General features: G+C 73.8%; 19 protein-coding genes. 16 read left to right on the top strand and 3 right to left on the bottom strand.

The window, feature by feature from the left end:
- Positions 1–135 precede the first annotated feature (135 nt).
- Positions 136–648 carry a hypothetical protein gene (locus tag ACFYU9_RS29215; protein WP_389346647.1) on the bottom strand — a complete coding sequence of 171 codons (513 nt, stop codon included), beginning with the start codon at positions 646–648 and terminating at the stop codon, positions 136–138.
- Between the two features lie 265 nt (positions 649–913).
- On the opposite strand from ACFYU9_RS29215, the gene ACFYU9_RS29210 reads away from it, so the two are divergent.
- The 16 genes from ACFYU9_RS29210 to ACFYU9_RS29135 all read left to right on the top strand — a co-directional run bounded on the left by ACFYU9_RS29210 (position 914) and on the right by ACFYU9_RS29135 (position 20932).
- Positions 914–1903 carry an alpha/beta hydrolase gene (locus ACFYU9_RS29210; protein ID WP_389346646.1) on the top strand — a complete coding sequence of 330 codons (990 nt, stop codon included), beginning with the start codon at positions 914–916 and terminating at the stop codon, positions 1901–1903.
- Positions 1896–3242, top strand: coding sequence for an acyltransferase (locus ACFYU9_RS29205; RefSeq protein ID WP_389346645.1), 1347 nt, complete (start codon positions 1896–1898; stop codon positions 3240–3242). Before ACFYU9_RS29210 ends, ACFYU9_RS29205 begins: the two co-directional genes overlap by 8 nt.
- Positions 3243–3256: 14 nt before the next feature.
- Positions 3257–3958 (top strand): class I SAM-dependent methyltransferase, encoded by a 702-nt coding sequence (locus ACFYU9_RS29200; protein ID WP_389208300.1) that lies wholly within the window; start codon positions 3257–3259, stop codon positions 3956–3958.
- 126 nt (positions 3959–4084) lie between these two features.
- Complete coding sequence (locus tag ACFYU9_RS29195; RefSeq protein ID WP_389208302.1) at positions 4085–7075, top strand: BTAD domain-containing putative transcriptional regulator; 2991 nt, start codon at positions 4085–4087, stop codon at positions 7073–7075.
- 240 nt (positions 7076–7315) lie between these two features.
- Positions 7316–8947: a 2-isopropylmalate synthase gene (locus ACFYU9_RS29190; protein WP_389208303.1), complete on the top strand. Its 1632-nt coding sequence runs from the start codon at positions 7316–7318 to the stop codon at positions 8945–8947.
- Positions 8944–10353, top strand: coding sequence for a 3-isopropylmalate dehydratase large subunit (leuC, locus tag ACFYU9_RS29185; RefSeq protein ID WP_389208305.1), 1410 nt, complete (start codon positions 8944–8946; stop codon positions 10351–10353). Before ACFYU9_RS29190 ends, leuC begins: the two co-directional genes overlap by 4 nt.
- Before the next feature lie 10 nt (positions 10354–10363).
- Entirely contained in the window at positions 10364–11002 is a 639-nt protein-coding gene (gene leuD / locus ACFYU9_RS29180; RefSeq protein WP_389208307.1) for a 3-isopropylmalate dehydratase small subunit, read from the top strand.
- Positions 10999–12168 carry a pyridoxal phosphate-dependent aminotransferase gene (locus tag ACFYU9_RS29175; RefSeq protein WP_389208309.1) on the top strand — a complete coding sequence of 390 codons (1170 nt, stop codon included), beginning with the start codon at positions 10999–11001 and terminating at the stop codon, positions 12166–12168. Before leuD ends, ACFYU9_RS29175 begins: the two co-directional genes overlap by 4 nt.
- 84 nt (positions 12169–12252) lie before the next feature.
- Complete coding sequence (locus ACFYU9_RS29170; protein ID WP_389346643.1) at positions 12253–14724, top strand: amino acid adenylation domain-containing protein; 2472 nt, start codon at positions 12253–12255, stop codon at positions 14722–14724.
- On the top strand, positions 14721–15695 hold the full coding sequence (locus ACFYU9_RS29165) for a TauD/TfdA family dioxygenase (protein WP_389208313.1): 975 nt from the start codon (positions 14721–14723) through the stop codon (positions 15693–15695). Before ACFYU9_RS29170 ends, ACFYU9_RS29165 begins: the two co-directional genes overlap by 4 nt.
- Before the next feature lie 77 nt (positions 15696–15772).
- Positions 15773–16810, top strand: a complete 1038-nt coding sequence (gene sbnB, locus ACFYU9_RS29160; RefSeq protein WP_389208315.1) for a 2,3-diaminopropionate biosynthesis protein SbnB — start codon at positions 15773–15775, stop codon at positions 16808–16810.
- A gap of 50 nt (positions 16811–16860) precedes the next feature.
- Positions 16861–17859 (top strand): 2,3-diaminopropionate biosynthesis protein SbnA, encoded by a 999-nt coding sequence (gene sbnA / locus ACFYU9_RS29155; protein ID WP_389346641.1) that lies wholly within the window; start codon positions 16861–16863, stop codon positions 17857–17859.
- 41 nt (positions 17860–17900) lie between these two features.
- On the top strand, positions 17901–18116 hold the full coding sequence (locus ACFYU9_RS29150; protein WP_389208318.1) for an MbtH family protein: 216 nt from the start codon (positions 17901–17903) through the stop codon (positions 18114–18116).
- Positions 18117–18121: 5 nt separating this feature from the next.
- Positions 18122–19108, top strand: a complete 987-nt coding sequence (locus ACFYU9_RS29145) for a TauD/TfdA family dioxygenase (RefSeq protein ID WP_389346638.1) — start codon at positions 18122–18124, stop codon at positions 19106–19108.
- Between the two features lie 13 nt (positions 19109–19121).
- Positions 19122–20111 (top strand): ATP-binding cassette domain-containing protein, encoded by a 990-nt coding sequence (locus tag ACFYU9_RS29140; protein WP_389208322.1) that lies wholly within the window; start codon positions 19122–19124, stop codon positions 20109–20111.
- Positions 20108–20932: an ABC transporter permease gene (locus tag ACFYU9_RS29135; RefSeq protein ID WP_389346636.1), complete on the top strand. Its 825-nt coding sequence runs from the start codon at positions 20108–20110 to the stop codon at positions 20930–20932. The genes ACFYU9_RS29140 and ACFYU9_RS29135 overlap by 4 nt, the downstream gene beginning before the upstream one ends.
- A 79-nt stretch (positions 20933–21011) precedes the next feature.
- On the opposite strand, the gene ACFYU9_RS29130 is transcribed toward ACFYU9_RS29135, so the two are convergent.
- Both ACFYU9_RS29130 and ACFYU9_RS29125 read right to left on the bottom strand, forming a co-directional pair.
- Positions 21012–21674, bottom strand: coding sequence for a response regulator (locus tag ACFYU9_RS29130; protein WP_389208326.1), 663 nt, complete (start codon positions 21672–21674; stop codon positions 21012–21014).
- Entirely contained in the window at positions 21671–22933 is a 1263-nt protein-coding gene (locus ACFYU9_RS29125; protein ID WP_389208328.1) for a histidine kinase, read from the bottom strand. The genes ACFYU9_RS29130 and ACFYU9_RS29125 overlap by 4 nt, the downstream gene beginning before the upstream one ends.
- Positions 22934–22937: the final 4 nt, after the last annotated feature.

Raw genomic sequence — 22937 nt, 5'->3', positions numbered from 1 at the left:
CCCGCCGCGAACGGGGCGCGGCACGGCGAGCGGTGGACGCCCCCTCGGGGTGTCCGCCAGGTCCTGTCCGGCGGATCATGGCCGGGGTCGCGACGCCTGGCACGGCCTGTCCGGCCCTGATCCGCCGGACAGGACCTAGACCTGCCGGAACCAGGCGGCGACGAGCACCACCACGCCGATCCCGAGCAGGACCGACAGCGGGACCGGCCACCAGCGGCGCCGCCCGCCGGACAGCGACTGCTCGTTGGCCCGGTCGACGGCGGCCACCCCGCGCAGCACGAGCAGCGTGGCCACGGCGAGGGCCAGCGCGCCCGCGGCGTGCACCAGCCAGGCGCCCGCAAGCGTGGGTCCGCCCCACGAGTGCTGGTAGTCGTGCGCGTCGACCAGCGGATACAGCAGTCCGTTGACCAGTCCCTGGGCGGCGAGCAGCACCACCGTCCAGCCGAAGAGGCCCAGCGCGATCCCGCATCCGGCCCGCACCACGTCCGCGGAGCGGGACCGTCTGACCCCCATCGCCAGCCGCCGGGCCGAGGCGGGGACGAGGAGGATCCCCGTCGCCGCCTCCGTCCAGGCGGAGGCGCCCACCAGGTGGCCCGGGAGCGCGGCCAGACCGTTCCTCCGCGCACCGTTGCGTCGATTCGTACCCATATCTCCCCAATCGAGCGGGATGTGCAGTGGGACTCCATCACGCCGGGAGCGGGTCCGCACGCGCTTCGCCGGCACAGTCACCGATCGGGTGACGGGCGGGCGGACCGAGGACGCCGCCCCCGTGCCGGTCCGGACCGGGAGGGCAGCCTTCTCATACTTGAGAGCTACGCGCCGGAAGCCCTCCTGAGAGCGATGTGTGCCAGGGGCACCGAGATCTACCGTCCTTCCTGGATCGCTCGAAACGGGGGAAGGGAGACCGTCCGTGATGACGGAACGGCTGAGGCGCTGGTCGACGGTTGTCGTCGCCGGAGCCATCGTCCTGTCGGTCACCGCCGCCGCCCGGTCCGCGGTGCCCGGCGCCCCCGCGGCACCCCGGCTGCCCGCCGTCCGGGCCGCCACGCTCCACGAGCGCTACGAGGCCAACCGCCGCTTCCTCGCCGAATCGCGCGATGCGGCGCAGCGCCTCGACGACACCTCCCGGAGCCAGGTCCTCGACCGGCTCGCCGCGCCGGACCGGCAGTTCCTCACCGTCAGCACGGAGGGGGACGGACTGGCCGTGGAGGTCTTCGGCGATCTCGCCGGGGCCGACCGGATCGCCGTCGTGGTGCCGGGCTCCGACACCACCATCGACACCTTCGACGAACTCGGCACCAAGAGCGCCTCGCTGAACGGCGGAGCCCGCGCGCTCTACGCCGAGATGCGCCGCACGGCGCCCGGCACCCCGGTGGCCGTGGTCGCCTGGCTCGGCTACCACGCGCCCCGGACGATGAGCCGGGACGTCGCCGAGAACGGCCGCGCCGCCGCCGGCGGCAGCGAACTGCGCGAGTTCCTCGCCCAGCTGAGGTCGGCCAACGCGACCGCCCCCGTCGCCCTGGTCTGCCACTCCTACGGCTCCGTGGTCTGCGGCAGCGCCGTGCGGGACCTGGACCGCGCGAGCCGGCGGCAGCTCTCCGGCGTCGCCGTCGTCGGCAGCCCGGGCATGGGCGTGGCCTCGGCCGCCGAGCTGCGCACCGACGTGCCGCTCTGGGCGGGCCGCGGCGCGCAGGACTGGATCACCGACGTCCCCCACGTCGAGGTGAACATCCTCGGCCGCACCTTCGGCTTCGGCGCCGACCCGGTGGCGCCCTCCTTCGGCGCCCGCCACTTCGCCACCGGAGCCGGCGGCCACAGCGACTACTTCCTCCCGGGCAGCGTCCCGCTGCACAACCTCGCGCTGATCGGCCTCGGCCGGGACGGGCAGGTCTCCCATGACTGAGCGCCCCGCCCGCGCCGGCGGCCGGATCCACGCCGCGGTCCTGCGGATCGACGCCGCGACCCCGGCCGGCCGGGACCGTTCGATCGACGCGCTGCGCGCGCTGGCCGTCCTCGGCGTCGTCCTCGGCCACTGGCTGGTGACCGGCGTGGTCCTGCGGGCCAGCGGCCACCTGATGGGCGACAGCCCGCTCGCCCACATGTCCGGCTTCACCCCGCTGTCCTGGGTGCTGCAGCCGCTCGCCGTCTTCTTCTTCATCGGCGGCCGGGTGGCGGCCCAGGGCTACGCCACGGCACGCTCCCGCGGCGACGGCTACGGCACCTGGCTCGGCCGGCGGATGCGCCGGCTGCTGCAGCCGGTGGCCGCCCTGCTCGTCGTGTGGACGCTGGTGACGCTCGGCCTCGTCGCGGCCGGCATCGCCCACGAGACCATCCGCACCCTGCTCAACCTGGTGCTCTCGCCGCTCTGGTTCATCCTGGTGTTCGCCGCGATCACCGCCGTCACGCCGCTCGTGTACCGGGTGGGCGGCCGGGTGGCCCTCGCGGCGGGTCTCGTCGTGGCCGTCCTCGACGTGACGTACTTCGCCTCCGGCGGCAGCGACTGGGCCGCGACGCTCCGCTACGCGAACGTCCTCGCGGGCTGGCTGGTCCCGTACTGCCTCGGCGCCTTCTGGGCCGCCGGCGGACTCGCCCGCCGCCGGCACGCGGCGGCGCTGCTCGCGGCCGGAGCCGCCGGCATGGCGGCGCTGATCCTCTGGGGCGGCTACCCCGCCAGCATGGTGGGCGTGCCCGGGCAGGAGCTGTCCAACCTCGACCCGCCCAGCCTCGCCGCCCTCGCCTTCGGCTCCGCCCAGTGCGGTGCGGCGCTGCTCCTGCGCGGACCGCTGCGCCGGATCACCGGCGGCGATCCGGCGGCGGCCGGGGCGGCCGCCCGTCGGCCGGGCCGGGCCGCTCCCGCGCAGTTCGTGTGGGCGGGCGTCGCGCTGATCAACCTGTCGGCGGTCACGGTGTTCCTCTGGCACCAGACCGCGATGCTGGAGACCACGGTGGCCCTCCTCGGCTTCGACGAGCCGCTGTTCGGACTGCACACCAGCCCCGACCATCCCGCCTGGGCGCTCGCGCGCCTCGGCTGGCTCCCCGTCTTCGCCCTGATGCTGCTCGTGCTGTGCGCCGTCTTCCGCGGTCTGGAGAGCAGCTCCCGGACCCGCCCCGCCTCCCGGACCCGCCCCGCCTCCCGGACCCGCCGGGTCGCCGAGGGGCGCCCGGCCGCCGGGAACCCTCCCGCCCAGGCGGAACCGGCGTCCGTCCGGACCCCCAGTAGTTCCCCGTCGTCCTCGATATAGCCCCCGGAGGGGTCGTGCACTCCATAACCGTCGACTCGCTGACCGCCCTGTACGTCAAGTACGCGTCCGACCTGGGCGCGGTCAGGGACGCCCAGCGGAAGTTCCTCCAGGACCGGGGGAAGACGATGAAGGCCCAACTGGACGACCTGGAAGCCGAGATCACGTACCTGCTGCTGCGCGACCGCTGCCCCGAGGTGGTCGTCGAGATCGGCACGTTCTACGGCTGGTCGACCATGTGGATCCTCAGCGCCCTGCGCGACAACGGCACCGGCCGGCTCCACTCGTACGACATCGTGGACCGGGTGGTGAGCAACGTTCCGGAGGAACTGTCCTGCGGGCGCTGGCAGTTCACCAAGGGCGACGTCCGCGAGAGCCTCGCCGGCATGCCCATCGCGAAGACCGACTACCTCTTCATCGACGCGGACCACGGCGCCCGCTTCGCCCGCTGGTACATCGAGAACCTCTTCCCCGAGGTCCCCGCCGGCACGCCGACCAGCGTCCACGACGTCTACCACGGCCGCTGGCCGAAGCCCCTCAGTGAGGGCTCCGTCATCGTCAAGTGGCTGCGCGACAACGGCATCGAGTTCTTCACGCCGTCCCCGGCCAAGGCGCCCGAGGTCCGGGAGCGGCTGACCGCCGTGAAGCAGGAGCTGGGACTCGGCGAACCGGTGCGCGCCAAGGGCGACAACCCGATGATCTTCTTCACTCTCACGTAGCGCTCACCACCGCCGACGGACCGCACACGGGCCGGTCCGGGCACGTCGAAACGGGCTGGTGACCCTCCTCAGCGCATGCCTATAGTGATCGACTGATCATGCATGTGGCTGAGTACGGGGGACTCGATGACGGGCATGACTTGCGGCGGTGCGACGTCCGGCTGGCTGAGGCTCACCATCCTCGGCTCGTTATCGGCGACCGTCGACGGCAAGGCCGTGGCCATCGGCGGTCCCCGCCAGCGGACCATCCTGGCGATGCTCACGCTGGCCTGGGGACAGGTCGTCTCGGTCGACAGCCTGGTCGACGCCGTCTGGGGCGAGCGGCCGCCGAACACCGCGCGGACCCAGGTCGCCATCTGCATCGGCGGCTTACGCAAGGCGTTCTCGGCGGCGGGCATGGACGACGACTTCATCGTCACCGTCCATCCGGGCTACCGGCTCGGCACGGACCAGGGCCGGCTGGACGCGGCCGAGTTCGCGCGCCTCGTGAAGGACGCCGGCCAGCAGGCCACGCGCGGGAACCTGCTGGAGGCCTCGAAGCTGTACAAGGAGGCGCTGGACGTCTGGCGCGGCCCCGCCCTGGCCGGCGTGGTGGGCCAGCCGATCGCGGACGAGGCCACCCGCCTGGAGGAGCAGCGGCTGGTCGCCTACGAGGCCTGGACCGAGGTGGAGCTCGCCCTCGGCCGTCACCACGAACTGATCCCCGAGCTCTCCGTCATGGTCCGCGACCACCCGCTGCACGAGCATCTGCGCTACAGCCTGATGCTCGCCCAGTACCGGGCCGGCCGCCGCATCGAGGCGGCCGAGGGCTACCGGATGTGGCGCAAGGAGTTCGTCGACGAACTCGGCCTGGAACCCAGCCCGGCGATCCAGCAGCTCCACCAGGCGATCCTGCGCGACGACCCCACGCTCGCCCTGCCCGGCGCCGGCCGCTCGCCCGAGCCGCGCGCGGTGCCCGCCGAACTCCCTTCCGACATGGCTGACTTCACCGGCCGGGAGACCGCGCTCGCGGCCCTGGACCGGCTCCTCGACCCGAGCCCCGAGGGCTCGCCGCCGATGACCACGGCCTTCGTGACGGGCGTGGCCGGCGGCGGCAAGACCAGCCTCGCCGTGCACTGGGCGCACCGGGTGGCCGGGGAGTTCCCCGACGGCCAGCTCTACGTCGACTTCTCCGCCTACGACTGGAAGGAGGAGTCGGCGACCGTCCACGCCCTGCTCGGCCGCTTCCTGCGGGCCCTCGGCACGCCTGCCGAGCGGATCCCGGAGGACCTGGCCGACCGCATGGCGCTGTACCGCAGCGTGCTCGTCGACCGCCGGCTCCTCGTGGTGCTCGACAACGTTCGCATACCGGCCCACGTCATGCAGCTGCTGCCGGGCAGCGGGCGCTGCCGGGTGGTGGTGACCAGCCGTGAGCAGCCCAGCCACCCGACCGTCGGCCCGGGCACGCTCCGCATCAACCTCGACCTGCTGCCCGCCCGGCAGGCCGCGGAGCTGATCGGCCGGATCGTCGGCCGCGACCGGATCGCCGCCGACCCGGCGGCGGTGGAGGAGCTGTGCCGGCTGTGCGACGGGCTGCCGCTGGCGCTGCGGATCGCCGCCGCGCGGCTGGCCTCCAAGCCGCACTGGTCCGTCCGCCACCTGGTGCACCGGCTCTCCGACGAACGGCACCGGCTCGACGAACTCAGCACCGGCGGCGTCGAGGTGCGCGCCAGCTTCGCGCTGAGCTACCACGGCCTGACCGAGAGCGCCGCCCGCATGTACCGCAGGCTGGGGCTGCTCGACGTGCCCGACTTCGCCGCCTGGGTCGGCGGCACCCTGCTCGACGTGGGCTCGGCCGAGGCCGAGGACCTGATGGAGCAGCTGGTCGACGCCCACCTGCTGACGGTGGTCGGCAGCGACGCCACCGGCCACCTGCGCTACCGCTTCCACGACCTGCTGCGGCTGTACGCCAGGGAGTGCGCCGACTCGGAGGAGCCGGAGTCCGCGCTCGGCGCGGCCCGGGACCGGGCGCTGCGCACCTGGCTGACCCTGGCCGAGGAGGCGCACCGCCGCGAGTACGGCGGCGACTTCGCGATCATCCACGGCACCACTCCCAGACGGCCCCTGGAGCGGCGGCTGACCGACGAACTCCTCGCCGCGCCGCTCAGCTGGCTGGAGTCCGAGCGGATGAACATCGCCGCGCTCATCGTCCAGGCGTGCCGGCTGGGCAAGGACGAACTGGCGTGGGACCTGATGATGTCCAGCGTCGTGCTGTTCGAGACCCGGAACTACTACGAGGACTGGCGGCGCCTGAGCGAAACGTGCCTGCAGGCGACCCGCAGGGCGGGCAACGTCCGCGGCGAGGCCGCCATGTGCTTCGAGCTGGGCTCCGTCGACATGTTCCAGCGCCGCTTCGAGCAGGCGATGCCGCTCTTCGCCACCTCCCTGCGGCTCTTCGGCGACGTCGGCGAGATGCACGGGCGGGCCCTGACGCTGCGGAACATGGCCATCGCCGACCGGGTCAGAGGCCAGCTCAGCTCCTCGCTGCGCCGCCTGTCCGAGGCGCGGCGGACCTTCCGGGCGATCGGGGACTCGTCCTCGGAGGCCCACACGCTCAGCCAGCTGGCGCAGATCGAGCTGGACCGGGAGCGCCCCGACGCGGCCGTCCGGCTCTCGCTGGAGGCGCTCCAGATCATGACCGGCGTCGGCGAGACCCGCGGCATGGCCCAGACGCTGTACCGGCTGGCCGCCTCGTACGCGCAGCAGGGCCGGTTCGACGCCGCCGAGGAGACGTACCGGCGGGTGCTGCGCGCGGTCCGCGCCAAGGGCGACGCCCCCGGCGAGGCGCACGCCCTGCTGGGCATCGGCGAGCTGCGCATCGCCTCCGGCCGGCCGGCCGAGGCGGAGACGGCCATCCTGCAGTCGCTGCCCATCGCCCGGCGGATCGGCGACCGTCTTCTCGTGGCGCGGATCGGGCTCGGGCTCGGCCGGTGCTACCAGGGCCTGAACCGCCCGGCCCAGGCACACCAGTACCTGACCGCGGCCCGCGACCTGTTCCGCGAGCTGGGCTCGGCGACGGGGGAGCGGCAGGCCGAGGCCGAGCTCGCCGCCCTCGTCATCGGCTGGAGCGTGCTCTGAGGAGACGGCGGCGGTGACCTCGGCGCGTGGCTCCCCGGGACGGCTTCCCCGGGGAGCCACTCGCTTGCCTGCGGCCGTCCGCCGGGCCGGGCGGTGTCGAAGTGATATCCCGTCAATAAGGCCGCTCTCTAGCGTGCTGCGTATCAGGAATCAATGACTCGCAGCGATGAGCCAAGAACAGCAACGGTCTTGGAGTGGCGGAGAAACATGGCGGATCGAGGAATCCAGCAGGGAAGTCCGATGCCGTTCGCGAAGTATCCCCCTTATCGGCCCATCGGGCTGACCGGGCGGACCTGGCCGGGGCGGGTGCAGCGGCAGGCGCCGCTGTGGTGCAGCGTCGACCTGCGGGACGGCAACCAGGCGCTGATCGACCCCATGGACGTCGGCCGCAAGCGGCGGATGTTCGACCTCCTGGTCGCCATGGGATTCAAGGAGATCGAGGTCGGATATCCGACGGCTTCCCGGGACGACTACGAATTCGTCCGCCATCTCATCCAGAGCGACGCGATTCCCGATGACGTCGTCATCCAGGTGATGACGCCGATTCGCGGTGAATTCATCGAGCGCACGGTGAAATCCCTCGAGGGCGCCCGGCAGGCGGTGCTCCAGATCTTCAACCCGACCTCGGAGATCCAGCGCCGGCTGGTGTTCCGCAAGAGCCGCGAGGAGACCCTCGCGCTCGCGATGGCCGGCGCGGAGCAGGGACTCCGGCTCCAGGACTCGCTCCCCGGCACCGAGATCTACCTCCAGTACGCCCCCGAGTCCTTCACCCAGACCGAACCGGACTTCGCGCTGGAGATCTGCAACTCCGTACTGGACTTCTGGGCCCCCCGTGCCCGGCACACCCTGCGGGTCAACCTGCCGGCGACCGTCGAGGTCTTCCCGCCCAACGAGTTCGCCGACCGCATCGAGTACATGAGCCGGAACCTCGCCCACCGCGAGCGCACCCTGCTCGGCGTCCACCCCCACAACGACCGCGGCAGCGGCGTCGCCGCCGCCGAGATGGCGGTGCTCGCCGGCGCCGACCGGGTCGAGGGCACGCTCTTCGGCAACGGCGAACGGACCGGCAACGTCTGCCTCGTCACGCTGGCGATGAACCTCTTCTCCCAGGGCGTCGACCCGATGCTCGACCTCACCGACATCGACGGGATCCGCCGGGTCGTCGAGAGCTGCAACCAGCTGCCGGTCGGCAGCCGCCACCCCTGGGCCGGCGACTTCGTCTACACCTCGTTCGCCGGGGCCCACCAGGACGCCATCGCCAAGGGACTCAAGGCCCGCCGCGAGACGGACGACGACACCTGGGACGTGCCGTACCTGCCCATCGACCCGCGCGACATCGGCCGCGACTACCAGGCGCTGATCCGCATCAACACCCAGTCCGGCAAGGGCGGCATCGCGCACCTGCTGCGCGCCGAGTACGGCGTCGAGCTGCCCCGCCGCCTCCAGATCCACTTCGCCGCGGCGATGCAGCAGGAGTGCGAGCGCACCGGCGGCGAGATCACCGCCGCGCAGCTGTGGCTCGCCTTCGAGGAGCGCTACGTCCGGCCCGGCCTCGCGGACGAGGTGCGCGAGGAGCCCGCGCCGGCCGCGGGCGGCGCCGAGCAGTGGACGGCCTACGCGGCCGACGTGCTCGCCGCGCACGGCGACGCGCTGGTGCAGGAGATCACCGTCACCGGCGGCGGCGAGACGGCGGAGACCGTCACGGCCTTCTGCGAGGTCGTCACCGAGACCGGGACGCTGTGGGGCGTCGGCATCGACGAGACCCGGCGCGACGCCGTACGCGCGGCCGTGCACTCGGCGGCCCGGCAGGTCCGCCGCACGGACGCCGCCCGAAGAGACAGCCTGGTCGGCCAGGGAAGCGGTGCGCGATGACCGGGCCCGCCACCCTCGCCGACAAGCTCTGGTCCGCCCATGTCGTCGCCGCCGCCCCCGGCGACCCGGACCTGCTCTACGTCGACCTGCACCTGACGCACGAGGCCACCTCCCCGCAGGCCTTCGCCGGCCTCGAACAGGCCGGGCGGGCCGTGCGGCGCCCCGGACTGACCCTCGCCCTGGAGGACCACAACGTCCCCACCGACTCGCCGGTCATCGAGGACCCCGTCGGGCGCGCCCAGATCGGCGCGCTGCGCGCCAACTGCGAGCGGTTCGGCATCGAGCTGTACTCGCTGGGTCACCGGCGCCAGGGCATCGTCCACGTCGTCGGCCCCCAGCTCGGCCTCGTCCAGCCCGGCATGACCGTGGTGTGCGGCGACAGCCACACCTCCACCCACGGCGCCTTCGGCGCCCTGGCCTTCGGCATCGGCACCAGCGACGTGGAACACGTCATGGCCACCCAGTGCCTGGAGGTCCGGCGGCCCAAGACCATGGCCGTGGAGTTCGAGGGCACCCTGCGGCCGGGCGTCGAGGCCAAGGACCTGGCCCTGGCGCTGATCGCCGAGATCGGGGCCAACGGCGCCCAGGGGCACATGGTCGAGTACCGCGGCGAGGCCGTCCGGGGGCTGTCCATGGAAGCCCGCATGACGCTGTGCAACATGAGCATCGAGGCGGGCGCCCGCGCCGGTCTCGTCGCCCCCGACGAGACCACCTTCCGCTACCTCGCCGGCCGCCCGCACGCCCCCGCCGGCGCGGCCTGGGACGAGGCGGTCGCCCACTGGCGCACGCTGTCCACCGACCCCGGAGCCGTCTTCGACCGCACCGTACGGCTCGACGTGTCGGAGCTGACCCCGTTCGTCACCTGGGGCACCAACCCGGGACAGGCCGTGCCGCTCGGCGAGCGGGTGCCCGACCCGGACGACACGGACACCTTCGCCGGCCCGCAGGAGCAGGCCGCCGCGCGCCGCGCACTCGCGTACATGGACCTCGCGCCCGGCACCCCGCTGCGCGACGTCCCCATCGACGTGGTCTTCCTCGGCTCCTGCACCAACGGCCGGATCGAGGACCTGCGGTCCGCCGCCGAGGTGCTGCGCGGCCGCCGGGTGGCCGGCTCCACCCGGATGCTCGTCGTACCGGGATCCATGCAGGTGCGCGAGGAGGCCGAACGGGAGGGCCTGCACGAGGTCTTCGCCGCCGCCGGCGCCGAATGGCGGCTGCCCGGCTGCTCGATGTGCCTGGGCATGAACGCCGACCGGCTGGCCGGCGCCCAGCGCACCGCCTCCACGTCCAACCGCAACTACGAGGGCCGGCAGGGCGACCGCACCCGCACCCACCTCGTGTCACCCCAGGTCGCCGCCGCGACCGCGGTGACCGGACGACTCGCCGCCCCCGCCGACCTCTCCTGAGGGAACTCCCATGGAACCCCTGATCAGACACACCGGCCGGGCGGTGGCGCTGCGACGCGACGACATCGACACCGACCAGATCGTGCCCGCCGAGTTCTGCAAGCGGATCACCAGGACCGGCTACCACGACGCCCTGTTCGCGAACTGGCGCGCCGAGGGCGGCTTCGTCCTCGACCGCCCGGAACACGCCGGCGCCACCGTCCTGCTGACCGGCCGGAACTTCGGCATCGGCAGCTCGCGCGAGCACGCCGTCTGGGCGCTGCGGGACGGCGGCTTCACCGTCGTCGTCGCGAGCGGCTTCGGCGACATCTTCCGCCGCAACGCCCTGAACAACGGCCTGCTCCCGGTCGACCTGCCGCATCCGCTGGTCCGCGAACTGATGGACCTGGCCGACGCCGACCCCGCCCTGGAGGTCACCGTCGACCTGGAGCAGCGCCGGCTGTCCTGCGCGGGACACGAGGCCCCCTTCCCGATCGACGACCGGGCCCGCCGCCAGCTGCTCGACGGGCACGACGCGATCCAGGCGACGCTGCTGCGCGACGACCTCATCACCGCCTACGAGCAGCGCCGCGCGCCCTGGCTGCCCACCATCCCCCGCGGGGCCTTCGCCGAGGCCGCCCCGCTGACCGTCCCGGAGGACCGCCGATGAGCCGCCCAGCGGAACGGGTCCGGCACCTGCCCGGCGGCGGCCTCGCCGCGCTGCTCGTCGGCGGCCGCACCGACCTGGTCAACCTGGCGGTGGGCACCCCGGCCTACCCGCCGACCCCGCCGGAGCTCGTCGAACGGGCCTGCGCCGCGCTGCGCGGCGGCGCCAACCAGTACGCCGACCCGGTCGGCGACCCCGTACTGCGCGAACGCATCGCCGCGTCCCTGCCCGGCGCCCCCGACCCGGCCACCGAGCTCACCATCACGGTCGGCGGCAGCGAGGGGCTGTGCGTGGCCCTGCTGACGACCGTGGACCCCGGCGACGAGGTCATCGTCCTGGAGCCCTTCTACGAGAACTTCGTCAGCGCCATCGCCATGGCCGGCGGCCGCCCCCGCTTCGTGAAGCTGCGCGAACCGGACTGGTCGCTCGACGAGGACGAACTGGCCGCCGCCTTCAACGAGCGCACCCGGGCCGTCGTCATCAACAGCCCGAGCAACCCGACGGGCGCCCTGCTCGACCGCGCCCAGCTGGAGTTCCTCGGCGAGCTGTGCGCGCGCTGGGACGTCACCGTCATCTCCGACGAGGTGTACGCCCCCTACGTCTACGACGGCCGCGCGCACTGCTCGGCCGCCGAGATCCCGGCCCTCGCCGACCGCAGCATCGTCGTCGGCAGCCTGTCGAAGACCCACACCGTCAGCGGCTGGCGCCTCGGCTATCTGCGGGCCCGGCCGCACTGGACGAGCCTGCTGCGGCAGGTGCACGTGGCCACCACGGCCGGCGCGCCGGCCCCGCTGCAGCGCGCGGCGGCCGACGCCGGCCTCTTCGGCCCGGCCGCCTGGGACCCGGCGCCGCTGCTCGGCGCGCAGCGCGACCGCACGGTCCGGATGCTGCGGGAAGCGGGCTTCGACTGCGCCTTCCCGGCCGGCGGCTGCTACGTGATGGCCGGCATCCGCGGCCTCACCGACGAGGACAGCCCCGACTTCACCCGCGCCCTCGCGGCCGACGCCGGTCTGCTGCTCGCGCCCGGCACCGTCTTCTTCGCCGATCCGGCGCGCGGAGCGGCGTACGTGCGGGTGGCCTTCAACCGGCCGCCGGACGTCCTCGACCAGGCGGAACAGCGGCTGCGCGACTTCGCGCGCGACCGGACGGCCCAGCCCGTCACCCGGTGATACCCCCCCAATAATGCGCCCCTCTAGCGTCCCTCGGGGCGCTTGAGAAGTGCGGCATCCGCGAAACGGAAGGTAGTTCTCGTGATGGCTAGGCAGGAAGGCCGTGGCGGCCGGCGGGGCGTGCTCGCAGCCGGTACACCCCTGCCGGGATGGTCACGGCAGACCCCGGCCACGGCCGGGACCGCCGGCCGTCGGGCGGCGCTGTCCCCGGCGACCGCGGCCGCGCTGCGCGGCCGGGCCGGCGAGCTGTCGCTGAGCCTCGACGCGCTCGCGCTCGGCGCGTACGCCAGGGTGCTGGCCGCGCTCACCGGCGACGGCGACGTGACCACCGGCTATCTGCCGGACGGCGCCGCCGATCCGCTGCCGTGCCGCATCGCCGTCCCCGACGCCCCCTGGACGGCGCTGCTCGCCCGCGCCGCCGACGCCGCCGCGGACGCCGTACGGCAGCCGCCCGCGGAGCCCGTCGCCTTCCACACCGTCTACGCCGCGGGCCGCACACCGCGCGAGCCCGGCCTGCCCGAGGGCACCGTGCTCGCCGTCGCCCTCACGGCCGGCCCGGACGACGGCCTCGAACTCGCCCTCACCCACCGCACCGACGCGCTGGACGAGGAGCAGGCCGGACGGATCGCCGGCTACCTCCTCGGCGCCCTGGACACGATCGCCCGCACGCCCGAAGCCGACCACACCGACTGGCACCCGGTCTCCGACGAGGAAGCCGCCTGCCAGCGCGAGGAGTTCGCCGGACCGCGGCGGGAACTGCCGGACCGGCGCGTCCACGAGCTCTTCGAGGAGCAGGCCCGGCTGCGCCCCTCGGACGTCGCCGCCGTGCACCGCGACGCCTCGCTCACCTACGGCGAGCTGAACCGGCTCGCCAACCGCGCCGCCCACGCCCTGCGCGCCCGCGGCATACGCGACGAGAGCACCGTCGCCGTGGTCATGGAACGCCACCTGGACTGGCTCGTCGCCGTCCTCGCGATCTTCAAGGCCGGCGGCGTCTACGTCCCCGTCGAACCGCAACTGCCCGCCGACCGCGTCGCGTACATGATGGAGAAGGCGGACTGCGTCCTCGCCCTCACCGACCGCACGGCGCAGGGCCCGGCCGGGACCGCGACCGAGACCCTGGACGCCCTCCTCGCCGAGGACCGGCCGGACACCGACCCGGGCCTGCCGGTCGCGGCCGGCCAGGGCGCCTACATCTACTTCACCTCCGGATCGACCGGCCTGCCCAAGGGCGTGCTGTGCGAGCACGAGGGGTTCCTCAACCACCTGCTCGCCAAGATCGAGGACCTGGACGTCACCGAGGGCCGGGTCGTGGCGCAGACCGCGCCGCAGTGCTTCGACATCTCCCTGTGGCAGCTGGTCGCCGCGCTCGCCGTCGGCGGCCGCACGCTGATCGTCGGACAGGACGAGATCCTCGACGTGGCGCGCTTCGCCCGGACCGTCGACGAGGGCCGGGTCGAGGTGCTCCAGGTCGTGCCCTCCTACCTGGAGGTCCTGCTCACCGAACTGGACGCGAACCCGCGGGCGCTCTCCGCGCTCCGCCACGTCTCGGTGACCGGCGAGGCCCTGAAGCGGGAGCTGGCCGAGCGCTGGTTCGCCGCCTTCCCGGACATCGCGCTGGTCAACGCGTACGGACTCACCGAGACCTCCGACGACACCAACCACGAGGTCATGCGCCGCCCTCCCGAGGGCACGTCGGTGCCGCTCGGCCGGCCCGTCCGCAACGTCCACGTGTACCTGGTCGACGAGCGGCTGCGGCAGGTGCCGCTCGGCGCGCCCGGCGAGATCGTCTTCTCCGGCGTCTGCGTGGGCCGCGGCTACGTCGGCGACGAGGAGCGCACCCGGGCCGCCTTCCTGGCCGACCCCCACCGGCCGGGCAACCGCCTCTACCGCTCCGGCGACTTCGGCCGCTGGCAGCCCGACGGCCGGCTCGAGTTCCTCGGCCGCCGCGACGCCCAGGTGAAGATCCGCGGCTTCCGGATCGAGATCGGCGAGGTGGAGAACCGCCTCCTGGAGGTGGCGGGCGTCCGCGACAGCGCCGTCGTCGTGACCGGCGAGGGCGAGAACCGGCAGCTGGCCGCGTTCTTCACCGGCCCCGCGGCACCCGCCGACATCCTGGCCGCGCTCCACGGGACGCTGCCCGACTACATGGTGCCCCAGCGCCTCGACCACCTGCCGGCCCTGCCGCTCACCCCCAACGGCAAGACCGACCGCAAGGCGCTGACCCGGCTCGCGGCCGGGAGCGGCGACGGTGAGCACCGGGCCGCGCCGCCGCTCACCGCCACCGAACGCGACCTGGCCAGGCTGTGGACCGAGGTGCTCAAGGTGCCGGCCGGACGGATCGGCCGGGACACGGACTTCTTCGCGGTCGGCGGCACCTCCCTGACCATGCTCCGGCTGGCCGTCGCCCTCGACGGACTCGTCCCCCCGGCCGAGCTGAAGCGCACCCCGGTCCTCGCCGACCTGGCGACCCTGCTCGACCGCCGCCGCACCACTCCCACCCCCACCCCCACCCCCACCTCCTCCCCGTCGGAATCCAGGAAGGCAGCCCGATGACAGCCACAGTCGAGGGAGCGCCGGGCGGCGCGCCGGTGCTCGCCGACGGCCGGATCCCCCTGATCGCCCTGCCCGGCGGGGCCGGCGGCGACCTGCCGGCCGACACCGTGCGCACGCTCGTCGAGCGGCACGGCGCGGTGCTGGTGCGCGGCCTCGGACTGAAGGTCCCCGCCGACCTGGCCGCCGCCGCGCGCGCCCTCGGCGTCACCGGCGTCCCCGAGCGGGAGGGCTTCACCTCCCGCGGCGACCTCGGCGGCGGTGTGTACACCTCCTCCGAATGGCCCTCCGACGAACCGATGTGCATGCACCACGAGCTGAGCTACGCGGCCGAGGTGCCCCGCGTCGCCCTGTTCGGCTGCCTCACCGCGCCCCCGAGCGGCGGGGCGACCGGCGTCGCCGACGCCGAGGAGGTCCTCGCGGCACTCCCCGCCGACGTCGTCGACCGCTTCGCACGCGAGGGATGGCTGCTGACCCGCACCTACCGCGAGGTGGGCATCAGCTGGGTCGAGTCCTTCGGCACCGAGGACCCCGAAGAGGTCGACGCGTACTGCGCGGCGCACGGCATCGAGCGCGAGTGGCTGCCCGACGGGTCGCTGCGCACCGTGCAGCGCCGCGCCGCGGTGATCCGCCACCCGCGGACCGGGCGGCGCCTGTGGTTCAACCAGGTCGCGTTCCTCAACCAGCTGACCCTGGACCCGATGGTGCGCGAGTACCTGACGGACCTGTACGGCCCGGACTCGCTGCCCTTCGACACCCGCTACGGCGACGGCGAACCCATCCCGGAGCCGGTGATCCAGACCATCAACGACGCGTACACGGCGGCCACCCGGCGCGAGCCGTGGCAGGCGGGCGACCTCCTCGTCGTCGACAACCTCCGCGCGGCGCACAGCCGGGAGGCGTACGAGGGCGACCGCCGGGTGGTGACGCTGTTCGGCGACCCGGTGCGCCTCGAAGGCCACCTGCCCTCCTGAGGGGCTCCCGCCCCTCCAGCCCACGCGCCCCGGCGCCCACCGCGCCGCCCACCGCCCCCATCGTCACGGAGCCCAGCATGTCCCAGCCGCACGAGGTGCCCACCTTCGCCGTCGTGCCCGGTGCCCAGGTGCACCGGGTGCTCGACGGCCAGTACAAGGAGGTGGTCGACATCGTCGAGACCGCCTACCGCCTGCACGGTGAGGGAGACACGGTCAACCCGGCCTCCTACTTCCTGCGATTCCCCGACCGGCCCTCGTCCCGGATCATCGCGCTGCCCGCGTCGATCGGCGGCGAGATCCGCACCGACGGCCTGAAGTGGATCTCCAGCTTCCCGGAGAACGTCGAGGCCGGCATCCCGCGGGCGTCCGCCGTCCTGATCCTCAACGACCAGGCCACCGGATACCCGCTCGCCTGCCTGGAGAGCTCCATCATCAGCGCCGCCCGCACCGCCGCCTCCGCGGCCCTCGCGGCCGACCGGCTCAGCGCCGGCCGGGGCGAACGGCCCACCCGGGTCGGGTTCGTCGGCGTCGGCCTGATCGCCCGGTACATCCACGACTACCTGGCGGGCACCGGCTGGACCTTCGACGCCATCGGCGTGCACGACCTGTCCGCCGAACACGCGGCCGGCTTCGCCGACTACCTCGGCCAGGCCGGCGCGAGCGGCCGGGTCACCGTCCACGACACCGCCGAGGAACTGATCCGCTCCTGCGACCTGGTCGTCTTCGCCACCGTCGCCGGCACCCCGCACGTCACCGACCCCGGCTGGTTCGCCCACAACCCGCTGGTCCTCCACGTGTCGCTGCGGGACCTGGCCCCCGAGGTCGTCCTCGACGCGTTCAACATCGTCGACGACGTCGAGCACTGCCTGAAGGCGAACACCTCGCTGCACCTCGCCGAACAGCTCACCGGCCACCGCGAGTTCGTGAACGGAACGCTGCACGAGGTGCTCTCCGGCCAGGTGCGCCCGCCCGCCGACCGCCCGGTGGTGTTCTCCCCGTTCGGCCTCGGCGTGCTCGACCTGGCGGTCGGCCGGCACGTCTACGACACGGTCCGCGCGTCCGACGACCTCGCGGTCGTCGACGGCTTCTTCCACGAGCTGCGCCGCTACGGCTGACCTGCCGCGCGGCCGACAACACCAGCGTCTTCAACGGCGGGAGGTCCACGGTGCCGATCATCTCGGCCCCCTACGAGTTCAACGAGGAAGACCTGTACGTCGACCTCGAGTCCGTGCTCGGCAGCCCCCTCTACCTCAAGTGCGAGGGGTTCAACTTCACCGGCTCCATCAAGCAGAAGGCCGCCGTGGAGATGGTGGAGGCCGCCGAACGCTCCGGGGCGCTCGCGCCGGGCAGCGTCCTGGTGGAGTCATCCTCCGGCAACCTCGGCGTCGCGCTCAGCGCCATCGCCGCCAGCAAGGGCTACCGGTTCGTGTGCGTCACCGACTCCCGGTGCAACCTCGCCTCCCGGCGGCTGATGGAGGCGCTCGGCGCCACCGTCCACACCGTGACCGAACCGCTCGTGGACGGCGGCTTCCTCGCCGCCCGGCTCGGCTACGTACGGTCGCTGTGCGCCTCCGACGAGCGGTACGTCTGGCTCAACCAGTACACCAACGACGCCAACTGGCACGCCCACTACCGGACCACCGCGCCCGCCGTCGACCGCGCCTTCCCCCACCTCGACGTGCTGTTCGTCGGCGCCGGCACCACCGGCACGCTGATGGGCTGCGCCCGCTGGTACAAGGCGCACCGGCCCGGCGTGCGGATCGTCGCGGTGGACAGCGTCGGCTCGGTCGCCTTCGGGCATCCGCCCGCGCCCCGCATGATCCCCGGCCTCGGCTCCGGCGTCCGGCCGCCGCTCCTGGACGAGAGCTACGTCGACGACGTGGTCCTCGTGCCCGAGCCGGCCACCGTCAACACCTGCCGGCGCCTCGCGGCGCGCGGCTTCCTGTTCGGCGGCTCCACCGGGACGGTCGTCAGCGGCGCCGCCCGCTGGCTCGCCGAACACGCCGACGGCGAGCGCCCCACCGCCGTCGCCGTCTCGCCGGACCTGGGCGAGCGCTACCTCGACACCGTCTACCACGCCAACTGGGTGCAGGGCGTCTACGGCGCCGACGCCCTCGACCCGGAGCACCCGCCGATGGTCCTGCCCCTGCCGTCCGGCAGCTGAGCAGCAGACACCGCGACCCGACACCGAAGAGAGGCACGACCATGACCAACCCCTTCGAGGACACCGAGGCCCGCTACCTGGCCCTGGTCAACGACGAGGGCCAGTACTCCCTGTGGCCGGCCTTCGCCGAGGTCCCGGCCGGCTGGCACGTCGCCCTCGGCGACGCCAGCCGCGCGGAGGCCCTCGACCACATCAACGGCGAGTGGACCGACATGCGCCCGAAGAGCCTGGTCCGCGCGATGAACGGTGAGGACTGATCACGGTGTCCGTGACACTGGAGACCGGCGCGCGCGTGCCGGTGACGGCACTCGGCCACGACGACGCCCTGCTCACGGAGCTCGTCGCCCGCCGCCTGGTCGGCACGGCCGGCGGCCGGGTGGACGACGCCGGCTGGGTCGCGGCCGCCCGCGACAGCTGGTCCCGGCTGCCCGCCGGGCTGCGCGGCGCCCTGCACGACTTCCGCCGGGACTCCGGCCCCACCGGGGCGCTGCTCGTCCGCGGGCTGCCGGTCGACGAGGGCACGCTGCCCGACACCCCCGCCGTCGCCGGCTCCGTGCAGCGCGAGACCAGCGTCCCGGCCGCGGTCCTCACGATGATCGCCTGCGGCCTCGGCGACCCCGCCGCGTTCCGCGCGGAGAAGGACGGCGCGCTCGTCCAGGACGTGGTGCCGGTGCCCGGCCGGGAGGAGTTCCAGGGCAACGCCGGCTCGGTGCTGCTCACCTTCCACAACGAGAACGCCTTCCACCCGCACCGGCCCGACTTCGTGATGCTCTTCTGCCTGCGGGCCGACCACGAGGGAGTCGCCGGACTGCGCACGGCGGGGATCCGTCAGGCGCTGCCGCTCCTCGACGAGACGACCGTCGAGGCGCTGCGCGCCCCGGAGTTCGTCACCGCGCCGCCGCCGTCCTTCGGCGCGGGCGCGGACGCCACCCCGGCACCGCACCCGGTGCTCTTCGGCGCCCCGCACGACCCCGACCTGCGCGTCGACATGGCGGCCACCGAGCCGCTCACCCCGCGCGCCGGACGCGCGCTGACCGAGCTGAACACGGTCTTCGAGCGGATCGCGCAGAGCACCGTGCTCCTCCCCGGAGACCTGGCCGTCGTCGACAACCGGGTCACCACTCACGGCCGCAGCGCCTTCCGCCCGCGGTACGACGGCCGGGACCGGTGGCTCCAGCGCACCTTCGTCCTCGCCGACCTGCGCCGCTCCCGCGCCAGCCGGCCCGGCGACGGCTATGTGATCGACTGAGGTGACGGACCAGATGACCCCTGCCATCCGGATCGAGGGTCTGGAGAAGAGCTACGCCGGCGTCCCGGCCGTCCGCGGCGTCCACCTGGAGGTGGCGGCCGGGTCCGTGCTCGGCCTGCTCGGTCCGAACGGCGCCGGCAAGACCACCCTCGTGCGCATGCTGGCCACCCTGGTCAGGCCGGACGCCGGCCGGGCCCGGATCCACGGGTACGACCTGGTCCGCCAGGCCGCGAAGGTCCGCCGGCTGATCGGCCTCACCGGGCAGTACGCGGCGGTGGACGAGGACCTGTCGGGCCGCGAGAACCTGTACCTGATCGCCCGGCTGTTCGGCCGCTCCGGCCGCGCCGCCCGGACCGCGGCCGACGACATGCTGGAACGCTTCGGCCTCACCGAGCCCGGCGGCCGGGCGGTGGGCACCTACTCCGGCGGCATGCGGCGGCGCCTCGACCTGGCCGCCAGCCTCGTCGGCGAGCCACGGGTGCTCTTCCTCGACGAGCCCACCACCGGCCTCGACCCGCACAGCCGCAACAGCCTGTGGGCCGAGGTGCGGCGGCTCGCCGACGCGGGCACCAGCGTGCTGCTCACCACGCAGTACATGGAGGAGGCCGAGGCGCTCGCCGACTCCGTCGTGGTGATCGACCGGGGCCGGGTGATCGACTCCGGGACCAGCGCCGAACTGCGCGAGCGCATCGGCGGCCAGGTGCTGCGGGTCCGGCCGGAGCCGCCGTACGGGCCGGCCGCGCTCGCCCGGGCCCTGGCCGCGACGGGCCACGCGGTCACCGTCGACGAGGCGGCGGGCTGCCTCACCCTTCCGCTGCCCGGCGGCGGCGACGGGCTCACGACGCTCCTGCGGGAGCTGGGCGGCGCCGGCGTCCCGATCGCCGCCGTGGAGACCCATGTACCCAGCCTCGACGAGGTGTTCCTGATGCTCACCGGCACCGCGGCCCGGGAGCCGCGCGAACCGGCGGCGGCGGGATCGAACGCGACAGGGAGTGCGATGTGAGTACGGTTCCCACCGTGCCGGCCGGAGTGCCGGGCGCCTTGGAGCCGGCCGTGGGGGCGAGGGTGCGGGAGGTGCTGCGGCACGTCCTGGTGCTCACCCGCCGCAACCTGCGCAGGTCCGTGGCGAGCCCCGGCCAGATCATCGACGCCACCCTGATGCCGGTGACGCTCGCGGTGATCTTCCTGTACGCCTTCGGCGGCGCCATCGCGGGCGACAGCGCGCAGTACCGCCAGTACCTGATCCCCGGCATCATGGCGCTGACCATCACCATCACCTGCCGGACCGCGGGCCTCGCCCTCCACGGGGACTTCGCCTCCGGCATGATGGACCGCTACCGGTCGATGCCGGTGGCCCGCTCCGCGGCGCTGGCCGCCCGGATCCTCGCCGACGCCGTCCGGATGCTCGCCAGCCAGCTGATCATCCTGGCCTTCGGCCTCCTGATCGGGTTCCGGGTGCACACCGGCGTGCTCGCCGCGCTGGCGGCGGTCGGGATCGTGCTGCTCTACGGCATGGCGCTGTGCTGCCTGCAGGCGTTCATCGGGCTCGCCGCGCGCGGCATCGAGACCGTGCAGAGCGTCAGCACCCTGGTCATGGTGCCGTTCCAGTTCGGCAGTTCCATCTTCGTGGCCCCGGCCACCATGCCGGGCTGGCTGCGGCTGTTCGTCGAGAACAACCCGATGACCGCCGTCGTGGACTCTGCCCGCGCCCTGCTGACCGGCGGCCCCGTCGCGTCGAGCGCCGCCCTCGCCGTCGCCTGGAGCGTGGGCCTGATCGCGGTCTTCGCGCCGCTCAGCGTCTGGAAGTACCGCACCCACCGCTGAGCCCGGCGCCCCACCGCTGAGCCCGGCGCCCCACCGCTGAGCCCGGCGCCCCGCCGGGGAGCGGCGGGGCGGCTCCCGTTCAGTCGCCCGCGACGACCAGCCCCGTCTCGTACGCGAAGACGGCGGCCTGCGTCCGGTCGCGCAGCCCCAGCTTCACCAGGATGCGGCTGACGTGCGACTTCACCGTGTGCTCGGCGATGGTGAGCTGGGCGGCGAGCTCGGCGTTGGAGTAGCCCTGGGCGATCAGGCAGAGCACCTCCGTCTCCCGCTCCGTCAGGTCCGCGACCTGCTTGCGGCGCGGGGCGCGGGGCGCCACCTCAAGCCGCGAGAACTCCTCGATGAGCCGCTTGGTCACGGTCGGCGCGAGCAGCGCCCCGCCCGAGGACACGGTCCTGATGGCGTCGGCCAGTTGGTGGGCCGAGGAGTCCTTCAGGAGGAAGCCGCTCGCGCCGGCGCGCAGCGCCTCGTAGACGTACTCGTCCAGGTCGAACGTGGTCAGCACGACGATCTTCGTGCCGAGGTCGCTGCCGGTGATCCGGCGGGTGGCCTCCAGGCCGTCGAGCACCGGCATCCTGATGTCCATCAGCATCACGTCCGGACGCAGCTCGCCGGCCTTGCGGACGGCGTCCTCGCCGTGCACCGCCTGGCCGACGACCTCGATGTCCGGCTGTGCGTTGAGGACGATCGAGAAGCTCTCCCGGATCATCGTCTGGTCGTCCGCGATCACGACTCGGATCGTCATCGGTTCTCGCTCCCGTGCTCGTCGATGGGTAGGTGCGCCGTCACCTCGAACCAGCCGCCCCGGCCCGGGCCGGCCCGCAGCGTCCCGCCGAGACTGGCCGCCCGCTCCCGCATGCCCACCAGGCCGTGCCCCGACCCCTCCTGCGGCCCGACCGCGTCCGGCACCGGGCTGTTGGCCACGAGGACGCCGACCTCTTCGGCGCCGTAGCTCAGCCCGACCCTGACCTCGCAACCGGGCGCGTGGCGCACCGCGTTGCTCAGTGCCTCCTGCAGGATCCGGTACGCCGACAGCTCGACGCGCTGCGGCAGCGGCCGCGGCGTGCCGGACAGCTCCGTCTCGACCCGCAGCCCCGCCGCGCGGACGTTCGCCACCAGTTCGTCGAGGTTCTCCAGTGTGGGCTGCGGCGCGTACCGGCCCTCCGCGCTCTGGTCCACCGAGCGCAGCATGCCGAGGATGTGCCGCAGTTCGGTGAGGGCCGCGACCGCGTTCTCGCGGATGCGCGCGAAGCTCTCCGTCAGCTCCTGTGGCGGGTCGGCGACCCGGTACGGGGCGGCCTCGGCCTGGACGGCGACGAGCGACATGTGGTGGGCGACGACGTCGTGCAGCTCGCGGGCGATCCGGGTGCGCTCCTCCAGGAGGGTGCGCCGCGAACGTTCGATCTCCGTCAGGTTCTCCTGCCGCCGCAGCTTGCGCTGCGCCTCCCGGCGCCCGCGCACCGTGGCGAGCACCACGAGGCCGACGGCGGAGAGCACGGCGACGGCCGGCAGGGTGGTGTCGGTGAGCGGCGGGCGCAGCCACGCCGTCAGCAGGGCGCCGGTCAGCAGGACGACGAGCCACTGCGCCGCGTACACCACCGGCTCGGCCCACGCCGCCACCAGCAGCATGACCGTCACCTGGGCCAGCGACCCCGACTCCGTCCACGGCCACGGCGTGCCCGGGGCCGGCGTCACGGATCCGGTGCCGACGATCAGCGCGTACGGCAGTGCCGACAGCAGGGACAGCCACCAGGCGGCCACCGGCCGGGCCAGCGCCAGCGGCACCGGCACCGCCTGGGCGAGGGCGAGGCCCGCGCAGGCCCACAGCGGCAGCGGCAGCCGCTCCTCGAATAACGACGTTCCGGTGAAGGCGAGATAGGCCGCCAGCGCGACCGCGCCGATCAACGGCAGCCGGCGGGGCAGCGGATGACGGAAGCGCGACAGGTGCGGCACCGACCGGCGGGCCGAAAGGCCGAACAGGCCCTGCCGCAGCGGCCGGAACATGGAT

It is taken from the genome of Streptomyces sp. NPDC004327, from assembly GCF_042873935.1.
Classification (GTDB): Bacteria; Actinomycetota; Actinomycetes; order Streptomycetales; family Streptomycetaceae; genus Streptomyces.
Note: the sequence above shows the minus strand (reverse complement) of the source record. Positions and strands in the feature narration are given on the sequence as shown.

What these genes read in the sequence shown, in the direction of transcription:
- ACFYU9_RS29215 (WP_389346647.1), bottom strand. Translation starts at nt 648, where the DNA reads ATGGGTACGAATCGACGCAACGGTGCGCGGAGGAACGGTCTGGCCGCG.
- ACFYU9_RS29210 (WP_389346646.1), top strand. Translation starts at nt 914, where the DNA reads ATGACGGAACGGCTGAGGCGCTGGTCGACGGTTGTCGTCGCCGGAGCC.
- ACFYU9_RS29205 (WP_389346645.1), top strand. Translation starts at nt 1,896, where the DNA reads ATGACTGAGCGCCCCGCCCGCGCCGGCGGCCGGATCCACGCCGCGGTC.
- ACFYU9_RS29195 (WP_389208302.1), top strand. Translation starts at nt 4,085, where the DNA reads ATGACGGGCATGACTTGCGGCGGTGCGACGTCCGGCTGGCTGAGGCTC.
- ACFYU9_RS29190 (WP_389208303.1), top strand. Translation starts at nt 7,316, where the DNA reads ATGCCGTTCGCGAAGTATCCCCCTTATCGGCCCATCGGGCTGACCGGG.
- leuC (WP_389208305.1), top strand. Translation starts at nt 8,944, where the DNA reads ATGACCGGGCCCGCCACCCTCGCCGACAAGCTCTGGTCCGCCCATGTC.
- leuD (WP_389208307.1), top strand. Translation starts at nt 10,364, where the DNA reads ATGGAACCCCTGATCAGACACACCGGCCGGGCGGTGGCGCTGCGACGC.
- ACFYU9_RS29175 (WP_389208309.1), top strand. Translation starts at nt 10,999, where the DNA reads ATGAGCCGCCCAGCGGAACGGGTCCGGCACCTGCCCGGCGGCGGCCTC.
- ACFYU9_RS29170 (WP_389346643.1), top strand. Translation starts at nt 12,253, where the DNA reads ATGGCTAGGCAGGAAGGCCGTGGCGGCCGGCGGGGCGTGCTCGCAGCC.
- ACFYU9_RS29165 (WP_389208313.1), top strand. Translation starts at nt 14,721, where the DNA reads ATGACAGCCACAGTCGAGGGAGCGCCGGGCGGCGCGCCGGTGCTCGCC.
- sbnB (WP_389208315.1), top strand. Translation starts at nt 15,773, where the DNA reads ATGTCCCAGCCGCACGAGGTGCCCACCTTCGCCGTCGTGCCCGGTGCC.
- ACFYU9_RS29150 (WP_389208318.1), top strand. Translation starts at nt 17,901, where the DNA reads ATGACCAACCCCTTCGAGGACACCGAGGCCCGCTACCTGGCCCTGGTC.
- ACFYU9_RS29140 (WP_389208322.1), top strand. Translation starts at nt 19,122, where the DNA reads ATGACCCCTGCCATCCGGATCGAGGGTCTGGAGAAGAGCTACGCCGGC.
- ACFYU9_RS29130 (WP_389208326.1), bottom strand. Translation starts at nt 21,674, where the DNA reads ATGACGATCCGAGTCGTGATCGCGGACGACCAGACGATGATCCGGGAG.
- ACFYU9_RS29125 (WP_389208328.1), bottom strand. Translation starts at nt 22,933, where the DNA reads ATGTTCCGGCCGCTGCGGCAGGGCCTGTTCGGCCTTTCGGCCCGCCGG.